Origin of the sequence: Psychrobacter sp. APC 3279 (genome assembly GCF_030407795.1) — a bacterium.
Taxonomy (GTDB): domain Bacteria; phylum Pseudomonadota; class Gammaproteobacteria; order Pseudomonadales; family Moraxellaceae; genus Psychrobacter.
Window position 1 is genome coordinate 18,499 of sequence record NZ_JASDCR010000029.1, and the last position, 8,685, is coordinate 27,183.

General features: G+C 42.0%; 9 protein-coding genes. 8 read left to right on the forward strand and 1 reads right to left on the reverse strand.

Annotated elements, in window-relative coordinates; translation table 11 throughout:
* The first annotated feature begins 13 nt into the window (after nt 1-13).
* From QL898_RS13305 to QL898_RS13335, 7 genes are all read left to right on the forward strand, one after another.
* On the forward strand, nt 14-2,068 hold the full coding sequence (locus tag QL898_RS13305) for a heme lyase CcmF/NrfE family subunit (RefSeq protein ID WP_105244429.1): 2,055 nt from the start codon (nt 14-16) through the stop codon (nt 2,066-2,068).
* Nucleotides 2,061-2,711 (forward strand): DsbE family thiol:disulfide interchange protein, encoded by a 651-nt coding sequence (locus QL898_RS13310; protein WP_105244428.1) that lies wholly within the window; start codon nt 2,061-2,063, stop codon nt 2,709-2,711. Before QL898_RS13305 ends, QL898_RS13310 begins: the two co-directional genes overlap by 8 nt.
* Nucleotides 2,708-3,259, forward strand: a complete 552-nt coding sequence (locus tag QL898_RS13315; protein WP_191114791.1) for a cytochrome c-type biogenesis protein — start codon at nt 2,708-2,710, stop codon at nt 3,257-3,259. Before QL898_RS13310 ends, QL898_RS13315 begins: the two co-directional genes overlap by 4 nt.
* Nucleotides 3,256-4,536, forward strand: a complete 1,281-nt coding sequence (ccmI, locus tag QL898_RS13320; RefSeq protein ID WP_191114792.1) for a c-type cytochrome biogenesis protein CcmI — start codon at nt 3,256-3,258, stop codon at nt 4,534-4,536. Before QL898_RS13315 ends, ccmI begins: the two co-directional genes overlap by 4 nt.
* A gap of 141 nt (nt 4,537-4,677) precedes the next feature.
* Nucleotides 4,678-5,385: a signal peptidase II gene (gene lspA, locus QL898_RS13325; protein ID WP_290177127.1), complete on the forward strand. Its 708-nt coding sequence runs from the start codon at nt 4,678-4,680 to the stop codon at nt 5,383-5,385.
* Between the two features lie 233 nt (nt 5,386-5,618).
* Complete coding sequence (locus tag QL898_RS13330; protein ID WP_057758797.1) at nt 5,619-6,455, forward strand: cation transporter; 837 nt, start codon at nt 5,619-5,621, stop codon at nt 6,453-6,455.
* A 433-nt stretch (nt 6,456-6,888) separates the two neighbouring features.
* On the forward strand, nt 6,889-7,047 hold the full coding sequence (locus QL898_RS13335; protein ID WP_224737862.1) for a transposase: 159 nt from the start codon (nt 6,889-6,891) through the stop codon (nt 7,045-7,047).
* Between the two features lie 37 nt (nt 7,048-7,084).
* On the opposite strand, the gene QL898_RS13340 is transcribed toward QL898_RS13335, so the two are convergent.
* Nucleotides 7,085-7,294 (reverse strand): helix-turn-helix transcriptional regulator, encoded by a 210-nt coding sequence (locus tag QL898_RS13340; protein ID WP_290177128.1) that lies wholly within the window; start codon nt 7,292-7,294, stop codon nt 7,085-7,087.
* An 84-nt stretch (nt 7,295-7,378) separates the two neighbouring features.
* Between QL898_RS13340 and QL898_RS13345 the strand changes: the two genes are divergently transcribed.
* Nucleotides 7,379-8,575, forward strand: a complete 1,197-nt coding sequence (locus tag QL898_RS13345) for a hypothetical protein (RefSeq protein ID WP_290177129.1) — start codon at nt 7,379-7,381, stop codon at nt 8,573-8,575.
* Nucleotides 8,576-8,685: the final 110 nt, after the last annotated feature.

Here is an 8,685-nt window from a genome sequence, read left to right on the forward strand (position 1 = left end):
AAGGTTAGACCGTATGTTGATTACAGAATTGGGCTATTTTGCCTTGCTTACCGCTTTTGTACTGGCGTTATTGCAGGTAATTCTGCCAACTATTGGTGTTATTCGTAACCAAGTTGCTTGGCAACGACTAGCCCCTAGCCTAGCTTGGGCACAGTTTGCCGCCATGATAACGTCATTTGGCGCTTTGATAGCAGGTTTTTATTATAATGATTTTAGCCTCAGTTACGTCGCGCAGCATTCTAATACGCTGTTGCCTTGGTACTATAAGTTATCGGCGACATGGGGCGGACACGAGGGCTCTTTGCTGCTATGGATGACCATCATGGCCACATGGTGTGCACTGGTATCATACTTTAGTCGCGGCTTGCCGTTATCAATGCGTGCGCGGGTATTAGTTATTTTGGCCGGTGTACAGTTAATGATGCTAACGATGCTGATATTTACCTCGTCACCGTTTGAGCGTACCTTACCCAATCTAGCGGTCGATGGCGCTGATTTAAATCCTGTCCTACAAGATTTCGGTCTGATTATTCATCCGCCCATGTTATATATGGGCTATGTGGGTATGGTAGTACCTTTTGCATTTTGTATGGCGGCATTGTGGGAAGGGCGTTTAGATGCTGCTTGGACACGCTGGTCACGTCCATGGGCGCTCGCGGCTTGGGGATTTTTGACCATTGGTATTGCACTGGGCTCGTGGTGGGCCTACTACGAGCTTGGCTGGGGCGGTTGGTGGTTTTGGGATCCGGTAGAGAATGCCTCGTTTATGCCTTGGCTTGTCGGCTTAGCATTGCTGCATTCATTAGCAGTCACTGAAAAGCGCGGGGTGTTTAAAGCATGGACCATCATGCTGGCTATTTTCGCCTTTGCCTTAAGCTTGCTTGGCACGTTCCTGGTACGCTCTGGAGTCCTTACCTCAGTGCATTCGTTTGCCGCTGATCCGACGCGTGGTTTGGTTATCTTAGCTATTCTTGGCATTATCATCGGTAGTGGTCTATTAATGTTTGCCGTTCGAGGTTGGCGTTTAACCGTTGAAAGTCAATATCAGCTGATTTCACGTGAGTCCTTTTTAGTGATCAACAACGCCATCATTTTGATTGCAACCTTAGTGGTGCTGCTCGGCACCCTTTACCCTATTATCGCTGATGCTTTTGGTTTAGGACAAGTGTCCGTTGGCCCTCCTTATTTTAATGCATTATTTGTACCTTTAACGTGGCTGTTATTAATAGCTATGGGTATGGGCTCAAATATTCGCTGGAAAAAAGACACCCGTCCACTACTGGGTATAGGCATGGTCATCGCCGTTAGTAGCTTAGTATTAGCCGCCATTATTACTTACTTTGTTAATCCATCGTCTATGCTTAATATTGGTGTGACTTTAGCCGTTAGCTTTTGGGCACTGCTATGGATGGCAGTTGATTTTAAAGATAAAACTAAGAATGCGCCTAATCTTTTTAACGGTTTGCGGCAGTTGCGTCTGAGCTATTGGGGTCAACAGACTGCTCATATTGGCGTATTGGTTGCTGTCATTGGCATAGCCTTTACTAGTAGCCTGAGTATTGAGCGTGACGTAGCAATGGGTATTGGCGATACAGTCAATGTTCAAGGTTACGATTTTGAAGTAACTGAATTTTTTGAAATAAAGGGTAGTAACTTTGATGCAACGCAAGCGCAAGTGGTGGTATCCAAAGACGGTCGTGAAGTGGCGAAACTGACTCCAGAAAAGCGTACTTATATTATCAGCACGATGCCAACAACTGAAGCTGCTATTGACCCCAGTCTTATGCGCGATGTTTATGTCGCACTGGGCGAACCTATTGCCGATGGTAGTAACCAATGGGCATTAAGGATTTATGTAAAACCATTAATTCGTTGGATATGGCTCGGCGCTATTATTATGGCATTGGGTGGTCTGCTGAGTATGCTTGATAGGCGCTATCGTCTCAAAACATCCAAGACCCCTGCACAAATTGCAGCGAGTAAGTCAGGCTTTACGACGGTTACTGATTTAGATGTTAAAAGCACTACTAATAACACGACACTAATAGGGGAGAAGCAAAATGACTAAGTCTAATCATTTTTCCGAGCAACCCCCTGAAACAAAAGGTAATCGAACAATGAAAAAAAGCCAATTTAGAATATGGTTTTTGATCCCGCTGATCATCTTTGCTGCTGTTATGGTTATGCTTTATTTTCGTTTGGGGCAGCCGACTGAAATCGTAACCAATACCGCGCTTGAACGCCCAGTACCAGCGTTTGAGCTGCCATTGTTGTCCGATACCAGTCGGATCATGACCAATGACAACTTACCTGATGAGCCCTTTTTGATGAATATTTGGGGCTCTTGGTGCCCAACTTGCGTTATTGAGCATCCTTTTTTGATGCAACTAGAAGAGCGTGGTGTCAATCTGGTTGGCGTGAATTATAAAGACGATATCGGTGATGCGCTCAGCTATCTCAACCGAGGCGGTGATCCCTTTTCGATGTCTATTCAGGATTTGTCCGGCCAGTTTGCCTTGGACTTAGGGTTGACGGGTGCGCCTGAGACTTTCACTGTCGATGGTGAAGGCGTTATTCGCCAGCACATTGTTGGTGAGATTAACGAGAGTAACTGGCAAGATCGTATTGAGCCTTGCTTAACGGTACTCAATGATGCCAATGATAATAACGTCAGTCCAGATGCGATTCAGGTTGAAGAGGTGTGCAAATGATAGCCCGTTCAATAAAGGCCGTTACGATAAAAGTAGCGAGCTTAATACTTGCCTGTCTCCTAAGTGTGACCAGCTATGCGGCGATAGAGGTATATGATTTTGACTCTGCACAACAAGAAGCCCAATATCGAGGGCTAATCGAAGAGCTACGTTGCCCGAAATGCCAAAACCAAAACTTGGCAGGTTCTGATGCGCCGATTGCCCAAGACTTAAAGCAAAAAGTCTATGATTTGATTAAAGACAGACGTAGTGATGCGGAAATCCGGGATTATATGCAAGAGCGCTACGGCGATTTTATCAGCTACAAGCCGCCTGTACGTCCATCGACATGGATTTTATGGTTTTTTCCGCCATTGCTACTGATCGTATTATTGATAGGGTGGTTTTGGCAAAGTAAACGCCGCCAAGTTGTCGCCCGTGGCCAAAACGGCGTTACAGTGAACAGTACTGCTGCCTTGACCTCTGCGGAAAAGGCTGAGCTTGATCGTCTATTATCGCAAGCTGAGAATGTCGACCACGATATTACTAGCATAGAGGACAAAAAATGACTCTATTTTCTACTTTTGGCTTATTTGTAGCTCTAAGCTTGCTGATTGCTCTTATATTTGCGCTAATTGCTATTATGCCATGGCTACGAGCACCGCGTTTGCAGTCCAAACCAATAGACAATCAACTGCTAGATATTAATGTTGCAGTATTTCGCGAACGTTTAGCTGAGCTACAAACAGATAAAGACAGCGGTACTATTAATAATAGCCATTATCAAAATCAAAAGCTGGAACTGGAGCGTCAGCTATTGGATGCCCAGCGTGAAGTCACGCCGATGGTCACCCCTGGTATCAAAAGCCGCTTGATCCTCATGGTTTGGGTGCCTGTATTGGCTGCGCTGGCGTATCTGATGGTGGGTGACCGAACGCCTGTGTTTGATCTGTGGACGGCCGAAGACAAGGTCGGAAAAGTCGCTGATGACTTGTTGACTGGCAAAATCGATCAGCCACCTGTATGGGCAATCGAAAACGGCCAGCAGCTTATCAGCGCGATGCAGACCAACGTTTATCGTCATGCCGATGATCCTGATCGCTGGATGCGTTTGTCAGAGCTGTTTTTATCGCTTGAAGCTACCGACTCAGCGATTGAAGCTTTGTCACGCGCTTACCGTCTGTCACCAGACAATGAAGAGATTGCGACCACTTATGCGCAGATTAGCTTTTTTGCCAATAAAGGTCAGCTTGATGCCAGTAGCCGCCGTGTATTACAAGATGTCCTTGCCAAAAATCCACAGCATGAAGGTGCGCAGATGCTAATGGCAATGGGTGAGGCACGTGGTAGTAACTTTGCCCAAGCGCAAGGTTGGATTAAACGCTTACAAGGCAGCATTGTGGCCAAACCAGGTGATCATACTAAAGCTTTAGCAAGCTTAGATGAGTTAAGCAACTACGTTAGCACGCAAGAAAAGCAAGCGCTAGAAGGTATTGACGTGACAGTGAAAATTAACGCTAATTTATTACCGTTAGTGAAAGCTGATGATGTGTTGTTTGTAGCGATACGTGATGTGAAAGGGGGCCCTCCGTTTGCCGCCAAACGTTTACCCATTAGTATTATCAAGCAAGGTGAGGCTAGTATCCGCTTAAGCAATCTTGATGCGATGATGCCAGATCGCACGTTAAATTCAGCTCGTAGTGACAAAACTCAGTTAGCAGTCGTTGCTCGTATTAGTCATAGCGGTAATGCCATAGCAGAATCAGGCGACTTATCGGGTAATCCTATAATGATTAGCGTTGAACAGACTCAGGTTAATGTTGAAATCAATCAACAGATTCCCTAATAAAAAATTATTACCGTAAGTTTCATAATACCAGAGCGGTAAGTGGAGCCGTTTATGAAAGTGGCGCGATTAATAATCGTATACCAAAAACATATACGTTTAACATTGTTCATTGTATAAACATAGATAAAGGAAACAACTATGACTGAATCTACCGACAGATTAGATAGTACTAAATTGAATAGCGTTGAATCGGCTAGTACTAATATTGCTGACAAGAAGGTACCTATAGCTGTGAGTAGTACTCATCAATCGATTGACTCTAAAACCATAAATCATACGCCTAAAGCTATGTACGTGACTTCAGGCAACTCAATAACACCTAAAGATAAGTTGGACAAAATACCAAAAATGGTTGCCAATGGCAGTCGCGCTTTTATCTGGTATTTGTTGGCGATAATGGTATTAATACTTGATCAATGGACTAAGTGGTTGGCCCAAACCACATTAGCGTTCAATGACCCCGTACCGGTCATTGAACCATTTCTCAACTGGACACTCGCTTATAACTATGGGGCAGCATTTAGCTTTTTAGCCGACGCTGGCGGTTGGCAGAAATGGTTTTTCTCAGGCTTAGCTTTTGTAATGGCTATCTTTTTAACGGTTTATTTAATCAAAGCGCCACGTGCAGCCAAGCTATTGTCCATGGGGTTAGCCTTAATGCTCGGTGGTGCGATTGGCAACTTAATCGATCGTTTAAGAATTGGTAAAGTGGTTGACTTTATCCATGTGCATTATGCTGATGTCTGGAATTATCCTATTTTCAATGTTGCAGATATAGGTGTCTGTGTCGGTGTCGCATTGATTATAATTGACATGATATTTTTAGAAAGTAAGCGTAATAAATAAGCACATTGATGCCGATTATCACAAACAAAATGAACTAGCGTCGTAGTCACTCTATACGGAAAAATACTTTTTATACTTGAGTATGTTTATAAAATGTGAACTGGAAGGTAATGTTACTTAGACAGGCTGGGCATTTGATGTATAGTGTCATTTGCATTTCACTATTTATCAATTTCTCAGCCTGTTTTTTTTCAGCCTACTTTTTGAACCACCACCCGGATATAAATGTAACTATGAATAAAACAACTTTTAAAATATCGAAGATGGACTGCCCTTCGGAGGAAAACCTAATCCGAATGAAATTAGAGGGCCACTCGAATATTGAACATCTTGAGTTCGACATTCCTAACCGTCAATTAACTGTGTTTCATCATGACAATATAGAAGGGATAGAGACTGCTATTCATGACCTAAAATTAGGAGACACCCTACTCTCGACCGAAACCATTGACCCCTCTGATCCCAACAATAATTTTAAAATTGATGCTGACTCTAGTCACAAAAAAGATGCTGAGCAAAGAAAGCTACTATGGATAGTGCTGGTCATTAACTTTGCTTTCTTTATTATTGAAATGAGCACGGGACTGATTTCTCGTTCGATGGGGTTGGTCGCCGACAGCTTAGATATGTTAGCAGATAGCTTGGTGTACGGAATTAGCTTATTTGCGGTCGGTGGAACGGTCATTAAGAAAAAACGGATTGCTAGAATTGCCGGATATTTTCAAATTACGCTAGCGATTCTTGGTTTTTTAGAAGTACTAAGACGTTTCTTTGGCAATGAGCAGTTACCTGACTTTTCTACCATGATAGTCATATCGATTCTTGCGCTAATTGCAAACTTGATTTGCCTCTATTTACTACAAAAATCGAAAAGCAAAGAAGGAGAAGAAGCCCATATGCAAGCCAGTATGATTTTCACTTCAAACGATGTGATTATCAATTTAGGGGTAATTGTTGCAGGGATTTTGGTTAATTGGTTACACTCTAGTACGCCTGATTTGATTATTGGTAGCATCGTATTTGCTTTAGTTATTCAGGGCGCCTTTAGAATATTGAAGTTGAGTAAGTAGCCAAGCCTAATAACTGAAGCAAATAGCTCAAGTAAGTAGCTTAATTAAACCGCTAAGTGTAAAGTAACTGGGTTTGAAGCAAATAAACATCATAAGGATATGAGACCTCAAGCAATGATTGAACAAACTTTAAATCTAGTCACCACCAAAGACCATCAGCAAGTTGCCGTTTGGCGAATAATAGATGATGAAGTCTTTGATAAGAATCTGGTGGTGGTCAACTAATTTAGGACACTAATAAAATTCAAACCTACATCGCCATTACTTATAACCCTGAGTCGAGAACGGATAATAATTATAAGCGTTGGGGCAACTTTTATGACCGCCAAGATCTGTTAGTAGGTGACGAGTTGTGTCAGGTGGTTAATTTTCAGAGACCTTCCTAAATTTTGTGTAAGTATTTAATCTAAACGTCAGTTACACAGAATCTGGGATGGTCTCTCGTATTCTTTGGTTGCCACCCTACAGCCCTGATCTAAATCCCATTGAAAAGAAGTGGGCACAGGCAAAATTTCTACGTCAAGGCTGGATGGAGAATAATCTACCTAAGCTGTTTCATGATATGGGTTGTATCTCTTTTATTCTAGACTGACTATAGTTAACTATCATATTATTATGAATCGAACAATTTAGACTAGATCCTTAATATCTATATCCAATGCATCGCAAATATCATAGGCCTTTTTGAGAGTGACATTCTTCTCTCCACGCTCGATATTTCCCATATAACTTCGATCAATATCTGCCATCTCTGCCAGCACTTCTTGAGATATTCCTTTGCTTCTGCGCACATCACGGATACGCCTTCCAAAGGCTATCATGCGTTCATCTGTCTTCATCTCACCAACCACTGCTAAAAATAGCAATACTCACAGTGGTGGGCTATAATATCCACGGGATATAGTCGGTATTATGAGGTGAGTATGAAAACAAAACTAGAGTATCAGCCAGATATAACAGAAACTAATAAGCTGATCTGTGAGAGGTACTGGTTAAGAGAAGGCGATAAACGAAGTGGTTTTATATATACCTGTAAAGAAATAGGTCAAGAGTTTGATGTTAAGCATCAGGATATACCTAGTATCGTTAAAATAAATGCTCATCTTGTCGTACTAGACTGCCAATGCATAGACTGCGGTACAACTAAGATTTGCTATACTCGCTCACAGCTAACTCGATTGGATCTTATTAGATGGCGGTGTGATGATTGCAGGGCGGCGCTTGAAAAAAGAATGGATCAAGAGTACTTAGAGTATCGTCTTAAACAAGACCGTTTAGCAGAAGAAAAGAGACAGACCGCTCTAGAGTACATCAATCAATGCCGAAGCATTCAATTAAGCAGTATTCCTTCAGTCACTGAGCTTAACGATGTGGATAAACTTCTACTCGCAGCGACTGTAGAGAGCCTAGGGGCAGATAATATAAGGAATACAGTCTCTCTACGTGACAATTTATCATTACCTTTATCACCGTTCTCTAAATTAGATGAAGAGATACTACAGCATCTTTTTAACCGAAATCTGCTCATACTCGCTTCTGAAAATAGCTACGAATACGTAACTATCAACGAAGAAAAAGAGCTAGAGATAGATTTCTATCAAGCGATCTTTGAGTTTGCTTATAGTATTGAGAATCTTACTAAAATCTTGATAAACGCTAAATCTCAGAAAAATACCAGTGCTCTAGTAGCGAATGATCAATTTAAGAACTGGTGTGAAAAGTTACAGCTAGGAGAGTGTTTAAGCTACCTGATTACTAGGTCAAGATTGAACTATCTAGCACCGCCTATTGGCGAAAAGCTAATTAGTATTCTCAGATCATGTTTAGCTGAATGCTCTGTATCAACCATGCATTATATCATTTGGAAGTCTGTGGAAAATGCTGCTGCATACGTGCAAAAACCAGGTATTACTCGAAAACATGCTTCAAATTCTGTTTCTGGTAATATAGAGAGAGTATTCAATAAAATATACAGTGGTAGTTGGAGTCACAATAAATCTTTTCGCGATGCTAGCCACCCTCAGTCTGCAATGGCCAAAATATTTTTTGATTATGTATTTGCAGTAGATGATGGTGGTTTTCACCATACTCTTGATGAGCTATTTGTAGTGGTCAACTAATTTAGGACACCTGATAAGAGGTTTTTATTAAAGTAGCGTTTCTCTTTTTCTAGCGGTGTTAAATAACTGTTGAAAGTATGCGGTCTCACGGTTTGATAATAGCCCCAGAT

Excerpts from the sequence above, each read along its gene's own strand:
- QL898_RS13310 (WP_105244428.1), top strand. The coding sequence starts at position 2,061 with ATGACTAAGTCTAATCATTTTTCCGAGCAACCCCCTGAAACAAAAGGT.
- QL898_RS13315 (WP_191114791.1), top strand. The coding sequence starts at position 2,708 with ATGATAGCCCGTTCAATAAAGGCCGTTACGATAAAAGTAGCGAGCTTA.
- QL898_RS13330 (WP_057758797.1), top strand. The coding sequence starts at position 5,619 with ATGAATAAAACAACTTTTAAAATATCGAAGATGGACTGCCCTTCGGAG.
- QL898_RS13345 (WP_290177129.1), top strand. The coding sequence starts at position 7,379 with ATGAAAACAAAACTAGAGTATCAGCCAGATATAACAGAAACTAATAAG.
- lspA (WP_290177127.1), top strand. The coding sequence starts at position 4,678 with ATGACTGAATCTACCGACAGATTAGATAGTACTAAATTGAATAGCGTT.
- QL898_RS13340 (WP_290177128.1), bottom strand. The coding sequence starts at position 7,294 with ATGAAGACAGATGAACGCATGATAGCCTTTGGAAGGCGTATCCGTGAT.
- QL898_RS13305 (WP_105244429.1), top strand. The coding sequence starts at position 14 with ATGTTGATTACAGAATTGGGCTATTTTGCCTTGCTTACCGCTTTTGTA.
- ccmI (WP_191114792.1), top strand. The coding sequence starts at position 3,256 with ATGACTCTATTTTCTACTTTTGGCTTATTTGTAGCTCTAAGCTTGCTG.
- QL898_RS13335 (WP_224737862.1), top strand. The coding sequence starts at position 6,889 with ATGGTCTCTCGTATTCTTTGGTTGCCACCCTACAGCCCTGATCTAAAT.